The sequence below is a fragment of the Bacillus sp. JJ1122 genome, from assembly GCF_036964885.1.
Taxonomy (GTDB): Bacteria; Bacillota; Bacilli; order Bacillales; family Cytobacillaceae; genus Mesobacillus.
Map to the genome: position 1 here is coordinate 21,570 of NZ_JBALQL010000025.1, position 23,535 is coordinate 45,104.

Genomic DNA, 23,535 nt, shown 5'->3' on the forward strand with positions numbered 1-23,535 from the left:
AAGAATCATGATACCTATATTTGTGAATGCAATTGAAGCGGATTAAAAATTCGGATCACACAAGTAAAACCTTCCAGTACTCTTTCACTGGAAGGTTTTATTCTGTGTTACTAACTATCCCAAATACAATCTTAAAATTCCTTTGATTTTTACCTAGTCGTTTATAACCTTCTTTTGAATCTAATATGAATACTGTTTTGCCAATCCAAATTCTTATATATAACGACTGAAAATTGATCGGGCCTTGTATACCCTTCTCTTCATATTCTGTTCCATCTGTTGATTCTGTTTCGGTACGGATGAACCAAGTATTGCCCAAGCCAAACTCAATGTATTTCATAACGATCACCTTATCCCGTAAGAATGTTAAGGGTAATTTTCATAAGAATGCTCTCTTTTCCTATTAACAGAATAACGTTAATAGAAAGATTCCACTATCAAAAGTTTTTTAAAGATTTGGTCTAAAACACCCTATTCATCAATATTCTATTACAAAGAGACTACTTGTCTTTTAAAAAAATAATGATATAGGGGAGAATACTATGTTCGCAGTCCATTTCTTCGAAAACAAAAACCAGTTATTAACACAGCTCCTAAAAACCATTCCAACCGAAGGCCAGGATTTTAAAATCAAAGGCCGCAAAGCAAAAGTAACTAGCGTCACAACCGTAGACGAAAAAAATATCCACGTACAAGTAGCCCTGGAAGCCATCGTAAAAACCAAACAACCACTGGACCTCGCAAACAAAAAAAAAAGATAAAAACCAAAGACAAAGGCACACAAAAGCCTTCCTTTAACACATTAACGCACTGGGGGTCAGACCCCCAGTGCGTTAATGCGTTAAGTTGTTTTCTTTAGCATTGTTCCGAGTATCCAGCCGTATAGTGCATGGGAGCTTATCCAGAATAGGAAGGCGTAGGTGCTGGTGATTTCGGGGGTTCTTTCGGATAACATGGTTGTTGGATATAGGAGCACGCCGATTGCGATGCTTAGTATTATTGTGAATTTCTTCTTCCTATTGGATTTCCAAGCTTTTTTCTGCATAAAAATTTGGAGCAAGATAGCTAATATAATAGATATCACAAGATGAATTCCAAATTCTCCTGCCTCAGGAATTTCATAGTTATTCAGCACTGGAACATAATCAACATTCAGCAGCAACGTATATACTTTCAGATTAGTTATGTATTCTATTATATTTAAAACGAAACCCAAAATCACCCCCGAAATGAGTCCAGCCATCCCTGCCTTCATTTTCTGGCCACAAATCAAATCTTTCCCTCCTCTCATAAGCCTGAATAAGTTCGAAATTCCACTTCCAATCTTTTGAGTAATCCATTCCCTTTATCAAGATTATTTTCAGGATTTTATTTAATCAAATCCTAACAAAAAATATTTGAAAAGGTGTTATATTCTTCAATTTTTCTAAAAATATTTATTTTTAATTATCCACCCTTTATAATAAGTTATATAAAAAACCTTTTTTTAGGAGGTAGATTTTGAATACATCTATCAAAATTCCACTTAGAGAAATATCTGCAAAATTGATTAGCTTAAAAGAAGCTCTTGCGAACCAGAGATTTATAGCAGACGAAAACCGTTATTCAACTAAAATAGATGACTCTCTGCGTAATTGGCGAGAGAATCTTATAATAATTTTCGCGAGCTCCATCAATGAAGATTTAGATAAGACTTATGAAAGCTTGAGATTGTGGGGATTAGACGGGGTAAATCTCCTGGTTAATATGGAGCTGCCTCTGGATCTGGCAATTGAAGAAGTCCGGTTTTATCGCAATACAATTGGTGAAATTATAAAAGATGAAGCAATTAACTATAACTTCTCCCTTTCTGACTTTTATGAAATCATCTCCCGCTTTGATTCAGTCGTTGACCGCGCCGTATATTGGCTCAGTTTATCTTATTCTAACACTTATGCCTCTAGAATTTATGCCGCAGAAGCAACTGCATTAGAACTTTCCATACCGATTGTCCGTGTAACTGAAGAAATTGGCATCCTGCCGCTCATTGGTGATATCGATACGAAAAGATCTCAGGAACTAATGGATAAAGCGCTGCAATATAGTACTGACCTGGACTTACACCATATCGTCATTGATTTATCGGGAGTGCCCATTATTGACACAATGGTGGCAAGCCACTTGTTAAAAGTAATTGAAGCACTTAAATTAGTTGGAATGAATGTGATTCTAACGGGAATCCGCCCAGAAATCGCACAAACCATCGTCAACCTGGGGATTAGGCTGGATGGAATCTCTACCTTCTCAAGTCTGCATCACGCGATTAAATTCATCCAAAAAAACATGCAGATTGCCATGCATCCTTAAAATTAAGGATGTTTTTTTATCAAAAATAACTGCACAAAAACTATATTTCGCCTTTCGAAAAAGATGCTACAATATGCTTATAACTACATTAGTAAGGAGCTAGAGTTATGATACATAAGATTGAAATAAAAAATGAAAATCTGCATGGCTCATTTAGTAATGAATATAAACCGATTCTTACCGTAAAATCCGGTGATACGATCAGAATGCATACTCCTGATATCGAATGGGGCTATTCCAAATCCAAAGGAGAAAAGAGAGATTTTTTCAAATCTAATGTAAATGAGGCAGACCCACGCCATCCTATGATCGGCCCTATTAAAATCGCTGAAGCTAAACCAGGAATGGTACTAGAAGTGAAATTGAATGATCTTGTTCCGGGCTGGTACGGAACAAATTGGGCCGGCGGTAAATCAAGCTGGCAAAATGACCACCTCGGCTTAACTGATTCGGAGAGAATACGTTTGGACTGGGAGTTAAATTCGAACACAATGACTGGTACTACTATTATTGGTGACCGGCCATTCCATGTTGCCCTCAACCCTTTCATCGGATTAATGGGGGTCGCTCCTGCAGAAGCAGGTGTTCATGTTACCTCTCCTCCCCGCTATTGTGGAGGAAATATTGATTGCAAAGAACTCGGCAGAGGAAGCACCCTCTTTCTGCCAATCGCTGTGGATGGAGCAATCTTCTCCATTGGTGATGGACATGCTGCCCAGGGAGATGGAGAGGTATCCGGCACGGCGATCGAATGCCCAATGGACATAGTCGATATTACCCTAACCTTAAGAGATGACCTGCAACTCACCATGCCGAGAGCTCTTACTCCATCTGGCTGGGTTACCTTTGGTTTCAATGAGGACTTAAACCTTGCAGCTGCACAAGCCCTAAATGAAATGACAGAATTGATACGTGAAACCTACCAAATTGAAAAGACAGAAGCCTTAGCCCTTGCGAGTGTGACAGTTGATTTGAGAATCACACAAGTGGTTAATGGGGTAAAAGGAGTCCATGCCATTTTACCGCATGGTTCAATTAGATAAAATAAGCCCCTGTTCAGTCACTGGAATTGTGATAGAACAGGGGCCGTTTTTATGAATTGTTCAGTGTACTGTTTTCCAGGTTCTCTATATGCCTAATGACTTCAACCAGACTTTTTTCTGCCATTGATTTCAAGTGAAGTGCATGTTTTTCAAAGTTCAAGGTTTCCGTTACTTGATTTGGCACAATCACGCACTTTAATCCAGCAGCAACTGCAGCATTAAGCCCATTTAAAGAATCCTCAAAAACGATTGCTTCTCTAGCCTCTATATTTAAATCATTCAAGGCTTTTAAATATAAATCCGGTTCCGGCTTTACTTTTTCAACATCATCACGGGTGACGATTACTTCAAAGTAGCTTAATAGGCTTAGCTCGCCTAAAAAATGGGTGACCCATTCACGGGAAGAACTGGAAGCAAGAGCAATTTTATAACCGGACCTTTTTGCCTCCTGAAGATATTCTTTAACACCCTCACGCGCCTGCACTGAAGCCATTCTCTCATTATGTATCTCATAAGCCCTTAACTTGATTTCTTCAGTATTGCAGCTTTCGCCCAGCTGCTTCCTAAAATACTCATACAGAACAGTGTCATCTGTACCAATGCATTTGGCAAATTCCTCAAGTGGCAGCTCTGCCTGATAAAAATTCAAAGATTCCTTAAACGCCTCATACCAGGCTGTCTCTGTGTCGATTATTAATCCGTCAAAATCAAATATAATTGCTTTTATCAACGTTCTCTTCCCCTTTCTCACCTTTGATAAGTAAGTTTTCACTTCTTAAATTCGTCATCTAATTTCTTTTCAATTTCTGAATTGCTCAACTTAACGTTCTCTTTTTCTTTGACGTCAAGATGGTTTGTAATCAATTTTAATTGATATTTAATGGTTGAGAGACTGGAAGTCACATACAAACCATAATATTTAAATTGAGCAAATTACAACAATAGTAATTTTCCCCTTTATTTAGTCTATTTTATCATGGTAAACAAAAGCTTAGCGAAAATAGTTTTGTTAAAAAACAAGATAAAGCTGCCGAATCCTATTCCGGCAGCTTGTTTGTTTAGTAAACTATTACTCTTACTTCTTTTGCCCTATCCTCACTGCGGCCGCAAAAATCCATTTGTTTTCATCAAATTTAAAGGTTATGCTCATGCCGCCTCTGGATTCTAATGGATAGCTGCTGATAAAAATCTCGCTAGACACGTTGTAAATTTTATCTCCATTATGTTCAAGTGTCGATTGTACCTTGGTATCCTCAGGAAGATGATCCTTTATTGCATTCATCGCTTCACCCTCCGTTTTTATAGGAGAAGGAAAGTAGAAAACTGGCTCTCGGCATTTAGTATCACTATTCATGCAAACTAGTTTTATTTGATCTGTTTCAAATACAGGGGAAGGTGTGAATTTTTTTAACGGCATGGTGGTTTTGATAAAATTGATATCATCGTATAACCCGCCCATTTTTGTTGTGGATTTTGTGATTGGAACGAGGATCTCACCCTTCTTTTCATAAGTGTCACTTATATCTACTGGCTTTTCCGCGCTAATGACAGGATCAACAATTGGTACTTCCTTTACTGTCTCCTTCTCATTAAGTTGGCTCCATAAAATGATTCCTCCTGCAGCTACTATAATACTGACAAGACTCCAGATTAAAGCCTTATGTTTTCTAAAAGGCGAGATTCCAATCACGAACAACTGTATCAACCTATCTTTATAGGTCGGGTCATTAGAAGTTTTATACACATTAAATATTTTACGAAGCCCTTCTCCCAACAGGTTAAACGTAAAAATCGTGTACGTTATTGCAATGGCTGGGACAAGCGGAATCCATATGGCCTTGATGACATCGCTCCGAGATTTTTCAAGAAGTGCCTGCCAATCATATGTAGCCGACGAAATGTCAACCATCCCTCCCTCGAGAATGAGAATTTTGGAAGCGATGAATATGCTGAATAAAGCCAGCTGCCCAATCAAAAGTGTAATCCTTCCTAAATCATTGCAAAAATTTATGATCAGATTCTGCATGATGTTTGGAAAATAATAATTGGTAAACATTTTAAACGGTTTAACGCCGATGATGATTCCTGCCTTTACATATTCCTTTTCAGCAATTTCATTGATTTCATGCGAAACAAGAATACTTACCCTGCCGACCTCCGTAAGAGCAAGGAGGAGAATGGCCCAATACATTGAATAAGGAATATCCACATCGAATTGCCAAACTGGTTCTGGCAGCATCAATAATAGAATCGCAGCGAAAACTGTCGGCACACTGCTGAATAATGAATTCCAGGCATTCGCTATGGTATAGGCAAGGCCCCTTTTAGACGCTGCCAGGAAAGCCAGCGGAATGGCGATGATATAGCGGATGAGCGCAATCCAAAAAATATACCTCAATGTGTCCTTTGTCCCAATAATCAACAAACTTAATAGATCCCGGCCATCATTGTCGGTCCCAAGCGGATCTTCCAACGAAGGAGGAAAAGGTGCTCTGGCCATAGATCCATCTTCATAAAAACGCATTCGACTGTCAGCAGGATCAGGATCGACAAAGCTCAGCCGATCACCAAAAAGTGTGAAAAATAATAGGACACTAAACATACATATTCCTAACCACAAATACCAGTTTTTCCTCAAAATCTTCCCCCTCCCTGTCTATCTCTTTTATTGAAACCTAATCCATTAATATAATCCTGCAAAAGGTTATTCTGGAGGAGCCATGCTAACACAAATTAAAATGAACACGATACATACCGATATGAAACAGTACCTAATGAAAATTGTGAGTATTTGGACCAAGGGGTTTTTCTTTTCTACCTGATAGTTGTGCTGCCATAATGTACTGAGTATTTGCGATACAAAAAGAATCAGCATAAAGCACATGGAGAATTCAACCGCAAGGCCTAATTCATTACTTTTTGGAACTTGGATTCGCTGGATCGCATACAGAAACCGCCAGGCAGCCCCTTTATAGTCAAGCAGCCATTCAACCATCAACAGATTCGAAAGAACATAGGTCATGACAACAGGGATATGTTGAAAGATAGAAACAAGGCATTTTTTCAATATATGTTTTTTTATAACGAGTTCATCCGTAAGCCCCATGGCCCTTGCCGTCTGAATGTACATTTCTCCCTCTTCATTAGAAAGTGAAGCTGATGTGATCCTGGCAAAGTACATTAATGGATATAAGGAGACCATAATGGATGGAAGGATAAAATTATACCATTGATCATTCCCAAACCAGTCTATAAAGCGGAAGTTATATAGGATAATCCATTGCAAGGCAATAATCACGAAAAAATCTGGCAATGAAGTAATCAAAGATGTCAGCCCGTTACCAATTGGTGCAAGGGCTCCTTTTTTATTGCGAAAATCAAAGATTCCTTTTGCCAATCCCAAAGGAATAGCAGCAACAAAGGCAGTAACAATGATCGGTAAGCTTCTCTTGAAAAAGTCCTGAACGACACTCTCAAAGCTTTCAAAGTTACGAGTTGTCCCCAGGCTGCCCTCTGAAATAGCTGACATTATTAATTCTTTCATTTTTACGAAGACACCATCCAAGGGATATAAATCGTGCAGCATTCCAATAAAATATGTAAGACTTCCATTCCCAAAAAACATTCCAATTCCGGCAAAAAGCAAGACAAAGTAAAAAATCGTCAATAGGTCTCTCCGGAAATCCACCCTTTTGAGCATTAACACCCCTCCAGCCAACACTGTACTTGGGAAAAATTTAATACTTGTAACAATAAAGTTATGAATACAGCTTGAATTTATGCCATTTAATTACAGACTAGAAAAGGAACAGTGAGTAAAAAGTCTTACGCTGAGACAAAATTTTCTGATGGAGAATCTTTCCCAAGTTAAGCTCAAAAAAAAAATCTAGTCAGCGACTAGATTTTTCCACTTATATCTTCTCTTATCATCTCAATCAGTTCTTCAGATAAATTTGCCGGAAGGGACTTACCTTCCTTGAAGACCCAGGCATTCACCAATTCAAGGTCTGACTTATTAAATGTGATACTATAATTTAGGCTTTGATGTGAAAAATCAGCTGAAATATGTTCATCACCGTTCGATTCATCATCGATAATCAGATTCTTTATTTCATATGGTTTCACGGTAAATCTCCTTTTTGTTTTTAGGTTTAACCGTAGAGTTTTGTTTATACATTTTTAAGTGGATGCAATTTAATAAAGATGTATATCTGTTTATTTAAATGAAACGAACAAAACAACCATATCGATTTTTAACAGCTTACATCTTCAAAACTCCTAAATAAGCTTCCCAAGGTCCTACGTCTTCCCTGTATCTTTGAGCCATGATCCGAATAATCTGAGACATATGGGTTAAATCATGTACAACCCATGTTGAGATCAATTCCTTTGCTGTCACTTTTCCGAATTCAGGGTGTAACCCTGTCATTGCCAACTGCCGTTCATCCACAATTAGATTTTTTAATGTTGATACATTTTCACTTCTTAGTGATTTAAATTCCAGGAACTTAACTTCCAACGTTTTTGATGAACTTTCTGTTAAATGTGCAAAACGATCAAATGGAGGGAATAATTGATCTTCCCCTTCCTCTAAAATACACTTTAGTCTTGGGATCCAGTTCGTTTTCTCTCCCACAATGAGATGATCAATTACTTGAGTTGCATTCCAGCTCCCTTCTCCTTCGTTGCATTCCAGCCATCCAGCAGAAAGACCAGTTAAAAATATCTCCAAAGTTTTAGGCGTTCTTTCCAGCACCTCAATAGATTCCTTTATATTTAGATTCATTTTTTCCGACTCCTTTCTTTTGATGAAGCTGAAGAGATACAATTTAATAAGAAACTCATTAGTGATAAAATCACTTCGAATTTCAAAAATCTGGTAAAATGAATCATATAACATTCGGGAGGTTAAAAATGAAAAAGACAATTTCTTTCCTTCTCTTGTTTACGCTGTTCTTAGCTGGATGTAATACTTTCGATGGATCTGATGAATTTCATCCCATTGTTGTTGATAAAATAGAGTCAGCAAGCGGAAAAAGCGTTAATCAATACCACAAAACAGTAAAAAAGAGACGAGATATTTCTTTCGTAAAAAAAAATCACCAAAGAAGATTATCACGAAAACACGGTTGAACATCCATCATCAGAAGCAGATTATACTTTTTATTTTGATAACCCTTATGCAAAATCTATATTATTTCGTTTATGGATCCTGCCAGGCAATAAAGCAGTAATTGGTCATGGTGGCTGGTATGTAGAACTGTCCAAAGAGGATTCCGAAAAACTCATGAATATTTTTAATATAAAAATAAAATGATAGATTACGAACGCGAGAGAATCTCGCGTTCTATTTTTTATTGAAGCATCTTTTCAATTATTCAAGAACTATAAGCGTCTTGATTGCCAGAAAGACGTTTAATACCTTCTTTATTTTGCTCGATTACATGCTCCGTTAATTCAGCCTGCTTCTTACCATTTTTATAGATACCTCTCAATACATCGTAAATAAATGCTAATGCAATGAAAATGAGTTAGCTTTCAGTTATTCCATAATAAAGCTGTAATACAATGTCACATGGCTGTTCTTTTTCTGAAAAAATTAAATGATATGATAGATTTGTCTGATTTATTTTATAAAAAGAGAGTGAAATCTATGAATATAAAAATGGCTGTTGAACAGCTGAACCTATCTGGCATTTCGGCTAGAGAAGAAGAGATCATGCGATGGATTGAAGAGGGAAAAATAAAGGCAGAAATACCTCAAAGACGGAACGCAGCATACAATATTAATTCTAAGGATCTTACAGATTTCATTATCCAGCAGCATACCGAGAGTCTTAATGAACAACTTGAGAAATCAAAATATGAAAACCGGAAGCTAGCAGATGAACTAGAACTTACTAAAACCCGTATACATATTGAACAATCAAAAGTCCGCACCCTGAAAAAAATGCTGAACGCCCAAATAGAAGCATCAGGTACAAATTCTTTTCATTATGAAGAAATGTTAGGATTAAAGCCTGATTCTTCCGGACAGGCTCTTAAAAAAGAGTTCAAGAAACTACTTAAAGCGCTCCATCCCGACCGCGGTGGCGATGAAAGGCTTTTTAGGGTTTTTAATGAGCACTATGAGAATTTGAAATAGCTCTTTGTTGAGTATGCTATTTGTTTTTTGTGTTAATATTTACTGCTAAAAAATAAGTGCTTAATCCAAGCATTAATCCACCTAGTACACCACTCAATGAACCTGCTAATGGCCAACTCGTTGAAAGGTATATTCCTGACAAATTTAACAGTAAACCCGTTAAAAATAGTACAAATCCCTTATTCATTTTTTCTCCCAAAATGTTTTTCCTTATTATACCATATCCGTTCTTCATAAGTAAAAGAATCAGCAGTTCCCCGCTGATTCTTTTTCTCTTACTTATTTTTATAAAACCTGTCCCTAACCCGCTTCAACCTTGCATGATAATACAGGATATCCAATCTTGCTTTTTCAGCTTCCGGTGCGATTGGCCTCAAATTTTCGATATCCCAATAATCAATGATCACATCAAGCACCTGATCAAAATATTCAAGGGGTCCATAGTTTGCCTCTTTTGCAATGATCGCCATACGATTGTCGAAGTCCGGCATTACAGCTCCTGGCATTTGGAAATTCATGATAACATTGCCCAGGTAGTAGCAATAATTCGGCTCTAACTCAAGGTGGTATTTAATCACATCTCGATAGAATGCATAATGCAACGTTTCATCTTTCGCAAGGCGCCTCAGAAGGGAAGAAAGATCCTTATCATGCGGACCAGCCACTTTGGCGACATTATAGTAAAACACCATTGTCGCAAGCTCCTGCATAGAAGTATAAACCATGGTTTCAAAAGGCGTATGGAAATTAGGATTCCAGCCATTTTCAAGCGTCATTTTATGTAGTTGATGAAGCCTCATAGGTTCGACATTTCTGGTAAGTAATAGATAGGTTTCTAGCAGGTTCGAATGCTGGTCCTCTTCCGCTGTCCACGTATGGACAAAATCCTTGATGACTGTCAAAGAACCCTTAAAGGTCTGATCTAAGTACGAAGTAAACCAAGGAAGGTTCACCTCAGTTAAAAGCGCCGTTTCTACCGCTGTAATCACTGGCGCAGGCAATGTGACCTGACTTTCATCCCAAGGAACTCTCCTGAAATCCATCCCCTTGTCCCACGGCAAAAACTCATGATAACCCCAATCAATCTTCTCCGCTCTCAACTTATGTTCCTCATAAAGCTCCATAATCCTAGGTTCCAGCCGAAAATCCAAATGATTCGTTAACAAAATAGCCCCTCCATCAATTTAACGCATTAACTCACTGGGGGTCAGACCCCCGGCGAGGTGATGCGTTAAAGCGTTTGTTTGCTAATTAATAAGTTGGTATTATGACCTGTTACTAATTTTTATCATAACATATTTATCTGAATTTTTCCTGAATGAGGTTCTATTATTTTATAAATAGTAACTTTGGATTAGCTTCTGATGCTAGTAGTGGCGGTCATTATTCTTGTAGATCATGCTTTATTATGGCAGTCACTCATTAACTATAACCAGATGGAAACAATGCTTCATCAATGATTCTAACCAGCTGATCTTGCTTCTGAAAATGTGCCTTCTAATTGATTATAAAAAGGAACCACCAGCTACTAAACCTGCAGCAAGTGGTTCTCTTCTTAGCAAAACTTTTTATTTCCCTATTGATAAGGTTTCTCCTGATAAAAATAATTAGGCTTAACGATTTCATTTTCATATGACTTATGAAAAATGTGAGTAGTAGCTGGGGATACTGGCGGAATCAGCCACGTCCAGTCCCCTGTCAAATTCCTTCCCACTCCCCTTTCCTTCTCTTCAAATACCTTAAACTGCATTCCAGCAGTATGGTGATCCACAATGGCTACTCTGTCTTCATTAAATGAATAAAGGACACTAGTATTAAGTTCAATAAGGGCTCGATCTTTCCATAATGAAGCACTCTTTTTCATATTTAATCCCATTCGATCTGCGATTCTTGGCAGTAGATGGTAGCGGGATTCGTCGGCCAAATTTCGTGCACCTATTTCTGTTCCCATATACCATCCGTTAAATGGGGCTGCCGAATATTCAATTCCGCCAATATCCAGCTTCATATCTGATATGAACGGGACGGCATACCATTTAATTCCCAGCTCTGCAAACCAACCGAATTCTGGATGTCGCAGAGGCACCTCGAGCACCAGGCTGACGGGGATGTCATACCATTTTGGTGCCTTCCCGTCTATTTGAATGACCAAAGGCAAAATGTCAAAATCAGTCCCAGCGCCTTTCCATCCAAACTTTTCGCACTCTTTAGTGAAATCAATCGAACTTGAATCACCGATGGTACCAAACTCCGTTTCATAGCCTGCATAACGGACAAGCTGATGGTTCCAGATACGTATATTTTCAGTTTCATTCTTCTTCGGTTGGAAAATGGTGATAGTTGGTCTAATCTTCCCCTCATTGGTTGCAAAATCAATATGTTTGAACAAAGCAGTCTTAATTTCCTCTTCTGTTTGCAGCTGCCGTGCATCAAATACTGTCAAACTATCCCAAAATAGTCGTCCAATGCAGCGGTTGCTATTTCTCCAGGCCATTTTCGCTCCATGCTCTAGTTCCTCAAATGTATGTATATAGTTTCCCGTTAGCTGTATTTCCTCTTTAATTTGCTGGATCCTCGTTTCAGTTTTTTGATCCGATTTTTGGAGCTCACTATAACAAATTCGGATGAAACGCTCCGCCTCGTTGAACAATTCAATAATCAAAGATAAATCCTCCTGTTGCTTTTGTATGGGAACATTTTAACATGAAGAATGACGAATCAATAACGATTAGGTATTACTAATTCACTTGTAATAAAATTTTTCTCATGGAATTCGTTTCATTTAAATACCATATAGAGAATAGCGAAGATTAGCGAAAACCGGCTATAATAGAATGGTTTTTCTAATAAAGATACTAAGGAGTAAATCATGTCTTCCATAAAAAAGATCACCCCTCAATATGACCCCTGGGAAGCCTACATGGATATTGAGCAATATGGCAAACCTCAGCTTACTAATATTGAATTCACGACCACTACTCTTTGTAATATGCGTTGTGAGCATTGTGCGGTAGGATATACGCTTCAACCGAAGGACCCTGCTGCTCTTCCTTTGGCATTGCTTCTGCAAAGGCTAGATGAAATTCCAAAATTAAGATCCTTGAGTATTACCGGTGGAGAACCGATGCTCTCACTTACATCGGTAAAAGATTATGTAGTCCCGATTTTGAAGTATGCCCACCAACGCGGAGTACGTACTCAAATAAATTCAAATTTAACTGTGGATCTAGCTCGATACGAGTTAATCATTCCCTATCTAGATGTATTACATATTTCACATAACTGGGGAACAGTCGACGACTTTGTCGAGGGCGGATTCGCAAGGATGGACAAAAAACCAGATTATAAGCAGCGGGAAAAATATTTTGAGAGAATGATAGAAAACAGCAGAGAACTAGTCAAAGCAGGAGTTACCGTCTCTGCTGAGACAATGCTAAACAAACGCACATTGCCTTATTTGGAAAAAATACATAACCAAATCGTCAAAGAAATGCTCTGCCAAAGGCATGAAGTGCACCCTATGTACCCCAGTGATTTTGCAAGCAATCTGGAAGTCTTATCACTTGAAGAAATCAGGACAGCGATCCATCATCTGCTCGATGTACGTGATGAAAATGTATGGATGTTATTTGGAACACTGCCATTCTATGCCTGCAGCCAGAATCTAGAAGATTTAAGTCTTCTGGAACGCCTGTACAACAGTAAGAATGTAACAGTACGCAATGACCCTGATGGCCGCTCACGCTTGAATGTCAATATATTTAATGGTGATGTGATCGTTACAGATTTTGGCGATACACCTCCGCTAGGAAATATTCAAAGTACTAACCTGCAAGAGGCATTTGATAAGTGGCAGGCCTCCGAACTGTCCAAAGAGTTGGGCTGTCATTGTCCGGCTGTATCGTGCTTAGGGCCAAATATTCTCGTTAAAAACAGTTACTATAAAGATTACGATTTTAGTACACTTCAAAATAAAATCAGCAGAGTTAAAGTTGGCAGCCTTTAATTATGGCTTGTAAAGATAAAAGGAGGAGCAGGATGCTCCTCCTCTTAAAATTGGAAAAAAACACTGATTTTTTCCAGTTTGCGGGATTTCGACAATGATTGGCGGAATCACAGGGGGAATTTGCGGAATCGAGGGGAGTACTTGCGGGATTTCGACAAAAAGCTGCGGAAACCATACGTTGCTTGAGGGTTCTTCTAAAAAAATCATGGGAACGAATGAGTTCCTTAGTAGATTTCGTAAAAAAACTGCGGAATCCACGGTTACTTGCGGGATTTCGAATTAAAAGCTCCGGAATCCACGGTTACTTGCGGGATTTCGAATTAAAAGCTCCGGAATCCAATAGTGTTCTTGCAGAATACTCAACTAATCATGAAGAATATCGTATTTCTTTATGAAACACAGCATTTTATTATTTTGAAGAGCTTTTCCCTCCTGAACAACACCACTAAATTGAAAATTTCATGCCCCTCTTTCCTGCTTAAAGTGAAATTTGATTTCAACAAAAAAATCCCAACTCTATTAAAAGAGCTGGGATTTTTAAAATACTAGATATCAAGCATCTAAATCCTTCGAAATCCCGCCAACACCCCAATACTTTTTCGGCACTGGCTGAACAATCACCCTAACCTGCTCAGGCTTAACTTCAAGAGTTCTAACAGCACTATCCGTAATTCCAGCAATCAGCTCCCTGATCTTCTCATCACTCCGCCCCTCAAGCACCTGAACCTGAATAATTGGCATCCCATCACCCCATCCCTTCACCGCATTACACCACTGGGGGTCAGACCCCCGCCGCTTCACCGCGTTGCTTCACCGGGGGTCTGACCCCCAGTGCGGTGAAGTGTTAAAATCCTAGTAAGCGTGGGATGAATAGGGTTGTTTGTTCCCAGTAGGTGATGACGAATAGCATAGCTATGCCTAAAATCAGCATTGGCATGACGGCTTTTACTAGTCTTTCGAATTTTACTTCTGCTATAGATGATACGATGAATAGTCCTGTTCCGACTGGCGGTGTCAGCAATCCGATTGTCAGGTTGATACAAATGATGACGCCGAAGTGAATCGGGTCGATCTGGAACCCTGTCACGAGCGGCATGAACACCGGAACAAGGATGATCAATGCTGCAATTCCATCAAGTAGCGTTCCAACCAACAATAGGAACAAATTCACCAAGAGCAAGAACACAAATGGATTGTCCGAGATGGACAACATTGAATTAGCAATCAGTTGCGGAATCTGCTCAAACGCGATCAGCCAGCCAAATAAATTGGCCATAGCAATCAGAAATGTCACTGTAGCTGTGCCAATCACCGTATTGACAAGTATCTTCCCAAGGTGTTTCCACTTCAACTCTTTATAGAAAAACAGCCCGACGATAAAAGCAATAAAACTTGCTACAGCAGCTGATTCAGTTGCCGTAAATGCTCCACTTAAAATCCCTACTGTAATAACGATAGGCACCAACAGAGCTGGCATAACCTTGATAAAAGAAGCCCAAATCTCCGGAAAGCTTGCCCTCTCACTGCGCGGAAAATTGTGCTTGTACCCCATATAGGCTATCAGTGCAATAAACCCTATCCCAAAAATGGTTCCCGGAATAATACCTGCCATGAATAGTCCACCAATTGATGTCCCAGACAAAGTACCGTAAATAATAAAAATCATGCTCGGAGGAATAATCGGAGCCACAATCGATGAGGCAAGCGTCAACGCGGACGCAAATTCCCGATCATACCCTTCCTTCTCCATTTCAGGCACCATGACCTTGCTCATCATCGCAGCCTGGGCATTCGCTGACCCCAATATGGAAGCCAGAAACATATTCGCGATGACCGTCACATATGCAAGTCCTCCGCGAACATGTCCCACGAGCATTCTGGCAAATACCACAAGGCGGTTCGTAATCCCGCCGCTGTTCATTAACTCACCTGTAAGCATGAAAAGCGGGATCGCGAGCAAACCAAAGTTCTCCATACCGGAATATAGCCGCTGTGGCGTCGAATCCAGAAGCATCGTATTCCCTGTTACTAGAAAATATACAATCGTCGTCATTCCAAGTACCAACGAAATCGGAATACCCATTATTAAAAATAGGATAAAGGCTGCTACAACCAGTAACATCATAGAGCTTCACCGTCCTTCACTAGCTCGGACACTTGATTGTTCATGTTCCGATCAGTTGCAATCTCCATCATATTGCTGATTAAATGAATGGCCGCAAAAAGGAGACCAATCGGTAAAATCGAATACGGAATCCACATCGGAAGCAGAATCGCACTCGACCTTTGGATCGCCACTGTCGGTGCACTGATCCATTTAAAGCAATAAAACAGCAAGAGCCCCATAAAAAGCAGCATAAAAATATGAGCAATAATGGCTACGACCTTTTGGATGTTACTTGGCAGCAAATCAGTAACGAGTGTGACAGATGCCTGTGTTTTATATTTCAAACCAAGACTGCCGCCGATAAACGTTATGTAAATTAAAAGAAATATAGAAACTTCCCCTGCCCAAAACAAAGGAACTTTAAATACGTAGCGGAAAACAACAGCAGCTGTCACGATTACCGCCATTGCAAACATGAGGAGAATAGCCAGTTTCTTTTCGAAACTGGCTACCAAATTGCTAAGGTAGGTCACGTATTTCCCTCCAATTTACTTGCGGAATGTGTCCATGAATTCCTTGATTAGTGGATCTGTTGAGCTGTACTTTTCATCAAATTGCTTAATGTATGGCTCAAATAACTTTTGGTCGATTTCGTAGATTTTCATACCCTTGTCGCTCAAAGTCTTCTTGAACTCTTCTTCTTGAGAAGCTCGAGTTTTTGCAGAATAATCAGCTGCCGCTTTGATTGACTCATCAATAATCTTTTTGTCAGCATCAGACATTTTGTCATACTTCGCTTTATTCATCATCGCAACCGCAGGCCAAACCATGTGGTTCGTTACAGCGCCATATTTAGCAACTTCATAATACTTGTTCGTAATGGTTGCATCTAAATCCATGTCCATTCCATCGATTACGCCTGTCTGAATGGCAGCGTATACTTCAGGAAGCGGTAATGATTCAGGAGATGCACCCATTGATTTGTAAAAATCCTGAAGCGGAGGGCTTGGTGTTACACGGAAAGCTAATCCCTTCATGTCTTCTGGCTTCTTTACTTCCTTATCCTTGAAAAGCATGACACGGTTTCCGGCAAAAACGTAATCAAGACCTTTTATACCCTGGCTATCCAAAGTACCAAGAATCTTCTTTGCTACTTCAGTATCTCGAGCAGCGTTTGTTTCTTCCAAATCTTTAAAAGCATATGGCGCAAACCATGCAGTGAACGCCGGAGCACGGGAACTCATGTAAGCAGCAGTAATGAATCCAAAATCAACAGATCCAGATGAGATCTGCTGAACCATATCTGCTTCGGTACCCAGCTGGCTAGCAGGGTAAATCTCTAGCTGCATCCTTCCGCCTGAACGCTTATCAAGCTCTTCCTTGAATTTCTCTGCAGCCTTATGCCACATATGATCAGTTGGGGTAATATGCGCAAGCTTGAAAGTATATTTCTCACCAGATCCTGCCGCTGGCTTTGCGTCCGTTTTACCGCTGCTGCACGCAGCCGTCGTTAAAATCAGCACAAAAATTAAAAGTGTAAGCCCAAAACTCCTAAATCTCATTTCTCGCACCCCTTTAAAAATATAATTGTAAACGCTATCAATCTGATAAAAAACAAATACTCTGTGCTGTCTCTACTGTGATTATAGTCACTTCTTTTTCGTAAAAGTGTAAACTGGTTAACATAGAAATGTAAATTTTATCATTATATTCTGAATATTTTAAACTTAAAAGAAAGCACTTAGTTATCAAAACTAAGTGCTAGATTTACAGGAAAAAGAAACACAGCCCAGCTCGGCAAATTGCACTAGAATCGTATCCTGTGGCTCAAACGAAACCGCCTCGGATACCGCACCGCTCAGAATCACATCTCCCTTTTTAATTCCCTTGCCGACTTCTCCGAGTTTATTGACTGCCCAGGCTACCGATGTAGCCGGATGCCCCAACACCGCAGCACTCGAACCCGTTTGGACAACCTGTCCGTTTATCGACATCACCATTCCTAGCTGTCCCAAGTTTAATTCCTCTGGAGACTTCCACTTGCTGCCGATCAGAAATTTTGAAGAAGAGCAATTATCTGCAATCACATCAGCGAGTGTGAACTTAAAGTTAAGGTAGCGGCTGTCGATGATTTCAATTGCGGGTGCCACAAACTTGGTAACACGGAGCACATCCTCTGCCGTCACATCCGTCCCTTGCAGATCCTCTCCAATAAAAAAAGCAATCTCCGGCTCTGCCTTCGGATGAATGAAATTTGAGTATTCTAAAGGCTCCCACTCAAGCGAAAGCATATCGTCGGTCAAATAACCATAAATAGCTTCATGGACGCCCATCATGTCCTGCTTCGCCTTGCTTGTCAACCCAAGCTTCAGACCAATTTTACGTGCTCCATCCTTTTCGCGCCTCTCGATCAATTTTTCCTGAATCGAATAAGCATCGCTAAAACTCATGTCCGGATACCGGTCCGTTACCTTCACGACTTCACGGCATTCTTTTTCAGCAGAGTAAAGATATTCTACAATTTCAAGATCGACTCCCTTTGTAATCGTCATTCCCTACACCTCCAGTTTCTGAATTTTTGCCAATTCCGCAGCCACATCAAGAATCAGATCTTCCTGGCCGCCGACCGCTTTCCTTTTACCCAGCTCTATTAAAATATCCCTAGAATCAATGCCGAATCTCTGCCCTGCCCGTTCAGCATGAAGCAGAAAGCTAGAGTACACGCCTGCATAACCTAACACCAGGCTGCCCCTATTAATTTCCTGTGACCTTGGAATCATTGGACCAACCGTATTCTCAGCAACATCCATCATTTTATAAATATCAATGCCAAGATTGACTCCCATTCGGTCCAATACGGATAAAAGCACTTCTGTCTGTGCATTACCTGCTCCAGCTCCAAGGCAGCGGATACTGCCGTCAATCCGAGACGCACCCTCTTCAATCGCAACAAGGGTATTAGCAACTGCAAGCGACAAATTATTGTGCGCATGGAATCCCACTTCAATTGACAATGAATTTCTCAGCGCAGAAATCCTTTCACGAACTTCATCTGGTAAAAGCGCTCCGGCAGAATCAGTCACATACACAGCCTGCGCGCCATAGCTTTCCATCAATTTCGCCTGCTCCACTAACTTTTCAACCGGAGCCATATGCGCCATCATCAGGAATCCCAATGATTCCATGCCAAGCTCTCTTGCCATGCTGATATACTGGGCTGAAACATCTGCCTCGGTCACATGTGTACCTACACGGACAAGCTCGGCTCCAAGGGAACGTGCCTGTTTCAGTTCATGTACCGTCCCAATACCCGGGATCAGCAGGACCGCTACCTTTGATTGCTTGCACTCATCAACAGCAGCTTCAATCAGTTTCATCTCATCAACAAGCGATTTCCCATATTGTAGTGTTGAACCACCCAAACCGTCACCGTGGCTCACTTCGATATAATGCATCCCGGCATCATCCAGCTCACGAGCCACACGGCGCACCTGATCCTCCGTATATTGATGCTGCATCACATGACTGCCGTCACGCAGGCAAACCTCTGTAATCTTAATCGGCTTGTCACTTTTTCTCTTCAAAAAAATTCACCCAGCCTTTCGGTAAGACACTTTTTGATACACAACTTTAAGTAAAAATAACTCTATAGGGCTCGACGTATTCTACTGTCTAGGTATGTTTAATCTACCAATCCAGACGCTTTTTACTGCTGTCTTGGTATGTCTAATCTATTAATCTAGATGCTTTCCACTGTCTAGGTATGTTTAATCTACCAATCCGGACGCTTTTCACTACTGTCTTGGTATGTTTAATCTAGAAATCTAGACGCTTTTAACATTCTGCTTCTCAAGCATATGGCAAGCAAAATCCTCTGCCACCTGAGTTGCAGCAGCTGTCATGATGTCAAGGTTACCGGCGTACACAGGAAAATAATCTCCGGCTCCTTCAACCTCAAGGAAAACGGTTACTCGGTTGCCATCAAACATTGGCTCCTGCTTCAAGCGGTAACCTGGCACATATTGCTTCACTGTTTCGATCATTTGCTCGATTGATTTTGTGATTGCCGCTTCGTCCATATTTTTCACTTCACAATAAATCGTATCACGCATCAGGATTGGTGGCTCAGCAGGGTTCAGGATGATTAGCGCCTTGCCTTTATCTGCACCGCCAACTTCCTCTATGCCTCGACGCGTTGTGATTGTGAATTCATCAATATTTGCACGTGTTCCAGGACCAGCACTCTTGCTCGAAATGGTTGCGACAATCTCTGCGTAGCTCACATCTGCTACAGAGTTGATGGCGTGTACGATTGGAATCGTTGCCTGGCCGCCGCAAGTGATCATATTTACGTTTTTCTCATCCAGATAAGCATCAATTTTGACAGCTGGACTGACAAATGGCCCTCTTGCTGCAGGTGTCAGATCAATCGCCAGCTTTCCTAAATCCGCTAGCACTTTTGCATGCCTTACATGCGTTTTCGCCGAAGTTGCGTCGAAAACAATATCAGCTATATCAGGGTTTTCCTTTAACGCATCAATTCCATTATGGAAGACTAAATACCCTTTTTCTTTGGCTCTCTTTAATCCATCTGATTCAGGGTCAATGCCGATCATCGCCGTCAGCTCGATGACCTCGCTTCTCTCAAGCTTATACATGAGATCGGTCCCGATGTTTCCAGACCCAATGATTGCTGCCTTGATTTTTGCCAAACTTCACACCTCCTACTCAAATGTGACAGATACTGAACCAACCTGGCCGAACTGTGCCGTAATAGTGTCGCCTTCTTCAACGGCAATCGCCGCTGAAAGCGCACCAGGCAGGATTAACTCTCCCGCTTTTAGGGAGATTCCGAATTCATGAAGCTTGTTAGCAAGCCATGCTATCGCGTGGGCAGGATGCCCTAAAGCCGCCGCTCCTGAACCAGTCGCTACCATCTCGCCATTTTTAGATAAAATCATCCCCACACTACGGAGATCCAATCCATCGATTTCTGCCATTTCATCTCCTACCACAACCATTGCAGAGGATCCATTGTCAGCTACTGTATCAACCAGGCCAATCTTCCAATCCGCAATTCGGCTGTCGATGATTTCCAGAGTCGGAACGACATACTTAGTCGCCATCAAAACATCGAGGAAAGTGACATTAGGACCTTTTAAATCTTCAGCTAAAACAAATCCAATCTCTGCTTCTATTTTCGGGCTGAGAAGATCTCTTACTTTCACCTTTGCGCCATTTTCCACCTTCATATCATCAAGTAAATGGCCATAATCCGGCTCATCCACTCCTAACATTTTCTGCATCGCTACACTAGTGAGACCCACCTTCTTACCAATTACGGTGCGCCCCTCACTCAGCTTTCTCTTTAAAACCTCCAGCTGAACGTTATACGCGTCCGTCACATTCAACTCGGTATATTGCTGAGTCAGCGGCGGGACAGCCTGCTTGCTGCGCTCCGCCTCCAAAAGTGTATCCGCGATTTGATCTATCACGTTGTTCATCTACTTACCCTCCTTTTTATCTATAAAGTTATGAGAAATGAGCTAGCCCTATCTAACATTCAACCCTTTTAAAGCTAATTTGATTAGTATCTTATTTTATTAGTCGAATTAAATTGGTCAAAAATCTTAATTCACCAGTTGTAGTCGTTTTTTTCACCAGTTGAAATGAATTATTCACCAGTTGCAGCCTTTTTTTCACCAATGGGGAGCAATAATTCACCAGTTGGACTCAAATGGATACTTATAGGGTGGTAATTTTCAACACTTACTCCTGCTAATTCTTACTAGAAATCGTTTATTACTAGTAGGCCGGGCTTTATTACCAGTTAAAATTGAATTATTACCAGTACGACTGATTTTATCGCCAGTATGAATCAATTTATCACCAGTACGACCAATTTTAGGTTTTGGCCCGACTAAAATTACCAATACAAGCCAACAACTTTTAAAGCTTCATCGTAATCGTCTTAGCCTCAGTATAAAATTCGAAGCTGTGCCTTCCGCCTTCACGACCGATTCCGCTTGCTTTGGAGCCGCCAAATGGTGTGCGCAGGTCACGATAATACCAGCAGTTGATCCACAGCAATCCAGCGTTTACTCTGGCAGCAACTCGGTGGGCGCGGCGCAGGTCATTTGTCCAAACAACGCCCGCCAAACCGTACATCGAGTCATTCGCGATTCGCACTGCATCGTCTTCTGTTTTAAAAGGAATGACAACCAATACCGGCCCGAAAATTTCCTCTTGAGCGACGCGCATCTTATTGTCGACATCATATAAAACAGTAGGTTCATAGAAATTACCTTCGCCAAGGCCAGTCACTCTTTTACCGCCAATCGCAAGCTTTGCGCCTTCCGCTAACCCAATCTGCACATACTCATCGACCGTCTCCAAATGACCTTTAGAAACTAGCGCGCCCATATCAGTTGACTCATCCAGCGGATTGCCAACCTTAATTTTCCTGGCGGCAGCTACAAACTTCTCCATGAACACATCATAAATGCTCTCCTGTACCAGCAAGCGCGAGCCAGCCAGGCAAATCTCACCCTGATTGCGGAAAATCGCTTCAATTGAACCAGCGACTGCTTCATCTAGATCAGCATCTTCAAACACGATGTTTGCAGACTTTCCGCCTAGCTCAAGCGATACTGGAATCAGCTGGGATGCAGCGTTCTGCATGACAGTACGGCCAGTCGTGCTGTCCCCAACAAATGAAATCCGGCGCACAGATGGATTCCGCGTCATCTCAGTGCCAACTGAACCGCCAGGACCGGTAATAATATTTAATACTCCTGGTGGAAGTCCAGCTTCATTGGCAATCTCACCAAGCATCACGGCACTCAAAGGAGTGTATGAAGCCGGCTTCACAACAACCGTATTACCCGTAGCCATCGCTGCTGAAGCTTTCCAGGTCATTTGCATGAATGGCAGATTCCATGGAATGATCAAGCTTGTCACTCCAGCTGGGGCGTATTTCGAATAAGACATATACCGCGCCTGGTCATAGTGTTCATGATTGATATAGTTCGCCATCTCTGCAAAAAAGCGCAAATTCGAAGCGGCCCGCGGGATATCAAAACCGCGGCTCTCTTTAATCGGCTTCCCAACATCAAGCGTCTCAACCAGTGCCAGCTCATCCACCTTTTCCATCACCAAATCCGACATCCTGCACAAAATCTTTGACCTTTCTGCAACCGGCATCTCACTCCACACACCGCTGTCAAATGTGCGCTGCGCCACATCGATCGCATGCTTAGCATCCTCTACACCGGCCATTGCCACGGAAGCAAGCTTTTTATTCGTTGAAGGATCGATCGTATCGAAGCTCTCTCCCGAAATCGCATCTCGGTATTCACCATTGATAAACAACTTTGCGTCTTTTATTACCTGTGGTTGAGTCAGATTCATCCTAATCCAGCCTCCTCATCCTCTACTTCCACGACCATTTCAACCTCTACTGCGTTGTTTAGCGGCAGCTGGGCCATGCCCACCGCTGACCTGCCATGCTTGCCTCTTTCACCAAATACCTGGACTAGCAAATCGGACGCGCCGTTCATCACCTTTGGCTGGTCAGTAAAATCAGGCGAGCTATTCACAAAGCCAAGCACCTTCACGATGCGTTTCACTTTGCTCAGTTCACCAATCTCCTGCTTTACAACCGTAAGCAAATTAAGCATGCATTGCCTAGCAGCATCATAACCGACCTCAACCGATACATCCTCGCCAAGACGTCCGCGGTATTCATTCGTACCCTGGCCCGATGTGAAAATAAGATTTCCCGTCCTCACGCAGCTTACATAATTCCCTGCAGCAGAGCGTGGAGCCGGCAAATTGAAGCCTAATTCTATCAACCGTTCTTCAGGTGTAACTAATGCCTTCTCCATAA

25 protein-coding genes are annotated in these 23,535 nt (G+C 41.1%); 6 read left to right on the plus strand and 19 right to left on the minus strand.

The window, feature by feature from the left end:
- Nucleotides 1–97: 97 nt before the first annotated feature.
- Entirely contained in the window at nt 98–340 is a 243-nt protein-coding gene (locus tag V7201_RS14910) for a DUF3977 family protein (RefSeq protein WP_335377537.1), read from the minus strand.
- Between the two features lie 202 nt (nt 341–542).
- On the opposite strand from V7201_RS14910, the gene V7201_RS14915 reads away from it, so the two are divergent.
- Nucleotides 543–761: a hypothetical protein gene (locus tag V7201_RS14915; protein WP_335377538.1), complete on the plus strand. Its 219-nt coding sequence runs from the start codon at nt 543–545 to the stop codon at nt 759–761.
- Between the two features lie 80 nt (nt 762–841).
- On the opposite strand, the gene V7201_RS14920 is transcribed toward V7201_RS14915, so the two are convergent.
- The gene (locus V7201_RS14920) at nt 842–1,273 is read right to left on the minus strand and encodes a hypothetical protein (protein ID WP_335377539.1); all 432 of its coding nucleotides are present in this window, start codon (nt 1,271–1,273) and stop codon (nt 842–844) included.
- Between the two features lie 227 nt (nt 1,274–1,500).
- On the opposite strand from V7201_RS14920, the gene V7201_RS14925 reads away from it, so the two are divergent.
- Together V7201_RS14925 and V7201_RS14930 are read left to right on the plus strand one after the other, a co-directional pair.
- A complete protein-coding gene (locus V7201_RS14925; protein ID WP_335377540.1) occupies nt 1,501–2,346 on the plus strand; it encodes an STAS domain-containing protein in 846 nt (281 codons plus the stop codon).
- 107 nt (nt 2,347–2,453) lie between these two features.
- Nucleotides 2,454–3,389, plus strand: coding sequence for an acetamidase/formamidase family protein (locus V7201_RS14930; protein WP_335377541.1), 936 nt, complete (start codon nt 2,454–2,456; stop codon nt 3,387–3,389).
- Between the two features lie 49 nt (nt 3,390–3,438).
- Here V7201_RS14930 and V7201_RS14935 read toward each other — a convergent pair whose 3' ends face one another.
- From V7201_RS14935 to V7201_RS14955, 5 genes are all read right to left on the minus strand, one after another.
- A complete protein-coding gene (locus V7201_RS14935) occupies nt 3,439–4,116 on the minus strand; it encodes an HAD family hydrolase (protein WP_335377650.1) in 678 nt (225 codons plus the stop codon).
- A gap of 348 nt (nt 4,117–4,464) precedes the next feature.
- The gene (locus tag V7201_RS14940) at nt 4,465–6,027 is read right to left on the minus strand and encodes an ABC transporter permease (protein ID WP_335377542.1); all 1,563 of its coding nucleotides are present in this window, start codon (nt 6,025–6,027) and stop codon (nt 4,465–4,467) included.
- Between the two features lie 66 nt (nt 6,028–6,093).
- A complete protein-coding gene (locus tag V7201_RS14945) occupies nt 6,094–7,089 on the minus strand; it encodes an ABC transporter permease subunit (RefSeq protein WP_335377543.1) in 996 nt (331 codons plus the stop codon).
- Between the two features lie 197 nt (nt 7,090–7,286).
- Nucleotides 7,287–7,514, minus strand: coding sequence for a hypothetical protein (locus V7201_RS14950; RefSeq protein ID WP_335377544.1), 228 nt, complete (start codon nt 7,512–7,514; stop codon nt 7,287–7,289).
- Nucleotides 7,515–7,650: 136 nt separating this feature from the next.
- Complete coding sequence (locus tag V7201_RS14955; RefSeq protein WP_335377545.1) at nt 7,651–8,175, minus strand: DinB family protein; 525 nt, start codon at nt 8,173–8,175, stop codon at nt 7,651–7,653.
- Nucleotides 8,176–8,303: 128 nt separating this feature from the next.
- Here V7201_RS14955 and V7201_RS14960 point away from each other — a divergent pair, with 128 nt between their 5' ends.
- Both V7201_RS14960 and V7201_RS14965 read left to right on the plus strand, forming a co-directional pair.
- The gene (locus V7201_RS14960) at nt 8,304–8,522 is read left to right on the plus strand and encodes a hypothetical protein (RefSeq protein WP_335377546.1); all 219 of its coding nucleotides are present in this window, start codon (nt 8,304–8,306) and stop codon (nt 8,520–8,522) included.
- Between the two features lie 520 nt (nt 8,523–9,042).
- Nucleotides 9,043–9,534, plus strand: a complete 492-nt coding sequence (locus tag V7201_RS14965; RefSeq protein WP_335377547.1) for a DnaJ domain-containing protein — start codon at nt 9,043–9,045, stop codon at nt 9,532–9,534.
- Nucleotides 9,535–9,809: 275 nt separating this feature from the next.
- Here V7201_RS14965 and V7201_RS14970 read toward each other — a convergent pair whose 3' ends face one another.
- Together V7201_RS14970 and V7201_RS14975 are read right to left on the minus strand one after the other, a co-directional pair.
- On the minus strand, nt 9,810–10,700 hold the full coding sequence (locus tag V7201_RS14970; protein WP_335377548.1) for an acyl-ACP desaturase: 891 nt from the start codon (nt 10,698–10,700) through the stop codon (nt 9,810–9,812).
- A gap of 410 nt (nt 10,701–11,110) precedes the next feature.
- A complete protein-coding gene (locus tag V7201_RS14975; RefSeq protein WP_335377651.1) occupies nt 11,111–12,193 on the minus strand; it encodes a nitric oxide synthase oxygenase in 1,083 nt (360 codons plus the stop codon).
- A 210-nt stretch (nt 12,194–12,403) separates the two neighbouring features.
- On the opposite strand from V7201_RS14975, the gene yfkAB reads away from it, so the two are divergent.
- Entirely contained in the window at nt 12,404–13,540 is a 1,137-nt protein-coding gene (gene yfkAB / locus V7201_RS14980) for a radical SAM/CxCxxxxC motif protein YfkAB (protein ID WP_335377549.1), read from the plus strand.
- 552 nt (nt 13,541–14,092) lie between these two features.
- Here yfkAB and V7201_RS14985 read toward each other — a convergent pair.
- From V7201_RS14985 to V7201_RS15030, 10 genes are all read right to left on the minus strand, one after another.
- Nucleotides 14,093–14,281, minus strand: a complete 189-nt coding sequence (locus V7201_RS14985) for a 2-hydroxymuconate tautomerase family protein (protein ID WP_335377550.1) — start codon at nt 14,279–14,281, stop codon at nt 14,093–14,095.
- A gap of 103 nt (nt 14,282–14,384) precedes the next feature.
- Nucleotides 14,385–15,662, minus strand: coding sequence for a TRAP transporter large permease (locus tag V7201_RS14990; RefSeq protein ID WP_438825059.1), 1,278 nt, complete (start codon nt 15,660–15,662; stop codon nt 14,385–14,387).
- On the minus strand, nt 15,662–16,180 hold the full coding sequence (locus V7201_RS14995; protein WP_335377552.1) for a TRAP transporter small permease: 519 nt from the start codon (nt 16,178–16,180) through the stop codon (nt 15,662–15,664). The genes V7201_RS14990 and V7201_RS14995 overlap by 1 nt, the downstream gene beginning before the upstream one ends.
- A gap of 15 nt (nt 16,181–16,195) precedes the next feature.
- Nucleotides 16,196–17,209 carry a TRAP transporter substrate-binding protein gene (locus V7201_RS15000; protein WP_335377553.1) on the minus strand — a complete coding sequence of 338 codons (1,014 nt, stop codon included), beginning with the start codon at nt 17,207–17,209 and terminating at the stop codon, nt 16,196–16,198.
- 192 nt (nt 17,210–17,401) lie between these two features.
- Entirely contained in the window at nt 17,402–18,199 is a 798-nt protein-coding gene (locus tag V7201_RS15005; protein ID WP_335377554.1) for a 2-keto-4-pentenoate hydratase, read from the minus strand.
- A 3-nt stretch (nt 18,200–18,202) separates the two neighbouring features.
- Nucleotides 18,203–19,231: a 4-hydroxy-2-oxovalerate aldolase gene (gene dmpG, locus V7201_RS15010; protein ID WP_335377555.1), complete on the minus strand. Its 1,029-nt coding sequence runs from the start codon at nt 19,229–19,231 to the stop codon at nt 18,203–18,205.
- Nucleotides 19,232–19,471: 240 nt separating this feature from the next.
- The gene (locus V7201_RS15015) at nt 19,472–20,359 is read right to left on the minus strand and encodes an acetaldehyde dehydrogenase (acetylating) (protein ID WP_335377556.1); all 888 of its coding nucleotides are present in this window, start codon (nt 20,357–20,359) and stop codon (nt 19,472–19,474) included.
- A 12-nt stretch (nt 20,360–20,371) separates the two neighbouring features.
- On the minus strand, nt 20,372–21,151 hold the full coding sequence (locus tag V7201_RS15020) for a 2-keto-4-pentenoate hydratase (RefSeq protein WP_335377557.1): 780 nt from the start codon (nt 21,149–21,151) through the stop codon (nt 20,372–20,374).
- 445 nt (nt 21,152–21,596) lie between these two features.
- On the minus strand, nt 21,597–23,057 hold the full coding sequence (locus V7201_RS15025; RefSeq protein WP_335377558.1) for an aldehyde dehydrogenase: 1,461 nt from the start codon (nt 23,055–23,057) through the stop codon (nt 21,597–21,599).
- Nucleotides 23,054–23,533, minus strand: a complete 480-nt coding sequence (locus V7201_RS15030) for a RidA family protein (protein WP_335377559.1) — start codon at nt 23,531–23,533, stop codon at nt 23,054–23,056. Before V7201_RS15030 ends, V7201_RS15025 begins: the two co-directional genes overlap by 4 nt.
- Nucleotides 23,534–23,535: the final 2 nt, after the last annotated feature.

Bases quoted from the DNA above. Each gene is read 5' to 3' on its own strand.
- V7201_RS15030 (WP_335377559.1), bottom strand. From the start codon at position 23,533: ATGGAGAAGGCATTAGTTACACCTGAAGAACGGTTGATAGAATTAGGC.
- V7201_RS14955 (WP_335377545.1), bottom strand. From the start codon at position 8,175: ATGAATCTAAATATAAAGGAATCTATTGAGGTGCTGGAAAGAACGCCT.
- V7201_RS14930 (WP_335377541.1), top strand. From the start codon at position 2,454: ATGATACATAAGATTGAAATAAAAAATGAAAATCTGCATGGCTCATTT.
- V7201_RS15000 (WP_335377553.1), bottom strand. From the start codon at position 17,209: ATGAGATTTAGGAGTTTTGGGCTTACACTTTTAATTTTTGTGCTGATT.
- V7201_RS14965 (WP_335377547.1), top strand. From the start codon at position 9,043: ATGAATATAAAAATGGCTGTTGAACAGCTGAACCTATCTGGCATTTCG.
- V7201_RS15005 (WP_335377554.1), bottom strand. From the start codon at position 18,199: ATGACGATTACAAAGGGAGTCGATCTTGAAATTGTAGAATATCTTTAC.
- V7201_RS15020 (WP_335377557.1), bottom strand. From the start codon at position 21,151: ATGAACAACGTGATAGATCAAATCGCGGATACACTTTTGGAGGCGGAG.
- V7201_RS14990 (WP_438825059.1), bottom strand. From the start codon at position 15,662: ATGTTACTGGTTGTAGCAGCCTTTATCCTATTTTTAATAATGGGTATT.
- yfkAB (WP_335377549.1), top strand. From the start codon at position 12,404: ATGTCTTCCATAAAAAAGATCACCCCTCAATATGACCCCTGGGAAGCC.
- V7201_RS14915 (WP_335377538.1), top strand. From the start codon at position 543: ATGTTCGCAGTCCATTTCTTCGAAAACAAAAACCAGTTATTAACACAG.
- V7201_RS14985 (WP_335377550.1), bottom strand. From the start codon at position 14,281: ATGCCAATTATTCAGGTTCAGGTGCTTGAGGGGCGGAGTGATGAGAAG.
- V7201_RS14960 (WP_335377546.1), top strand. From the start codon at position 8,304: ATGAAAAAGACAATTTCTTTCCTTCTCTTGTTTACGCTGTTCTTAGCT.
- V7201_RS14945 (WP_335377543.1), bottom strand. From the start codon at position 7,089: ATGCTCAAAAGGGTGGATTTCCGGAGAGACCTATTGACGATTTTTTAC.
- V7201_RS15025 (WP_335377558.1), bottom strand. From the start codon at position 23,057: ATGAATCTGACTCAACCACAGGTAATAAAAGACGCAAAGTTGTTTATC.
- V7201_RS14910 (WP_335377537.1), bottom strand. From the start codon at position 340: ATGAAATACATTGAGTTTGGCTTGGGCAATACTTGGTTCATCCGTACC.